The 421-nt window shown below is 65.3% G+C and carries 1 protein-coding gene; it reads left to right on the forward strand.

Annotation, left to right across the window (positions count from 1 at the left end; all coding sequences use genetic code 11):
- The coding region (locus tag K9U40_RS24120; protein WP_282892572.1) for an ABC transporter transmembrane domain-containing protein at positions 1-421 on the forward strand (421 nt) is incomplete at both ends.

Consider the following 421-nt stretch of genomic DNA (forward strand, 5'->3'; position numbering starts at 1 on the left):
CTGCTGCTGTCGGCGCTGCTGGCCTGGGGGCTGGGCTGGGCCCGCACCTACATCCTGGCGCTCGTCTCCGAACGCATCGGCGCCGACCTGCGCACCACGACGTATGAGCACCTGCTCAAGCTCTCGCTCGACTACTTCGGGGGCAAGCGCACGGGCGACCTGATGGCGCGCATCGGCTCGGAAACGGATCGCATCAACGTTTTCCTTTCGCTGCACGCGCTCGACTTCATCACCGACGTGCTGATGATCCTGATGACGGCGGGCATCCTGTTCTCCATCAATCCCTGGCTGGCCCTGGTCACGCTGGTGCCGCTGCCGTTCATCGCCTGGCTGATCCACAACGTGCGCGACCGGCTGCGCACCGGCTTCGAGAAGATCGACCGCGTCTGGTCCGAAGTCACCAACGTGCTGGCCGACACCA

This window comes from Xanthobacter autotrophicus (assembly GCF_030015065.1).
Lineage (GTDB): Bacteria > Pseudomonadota > Alphaproteobacteria > Rhizobiales > Xanthobacteraceae > Xanthobacter > Xanthobacter autotrophicus_D.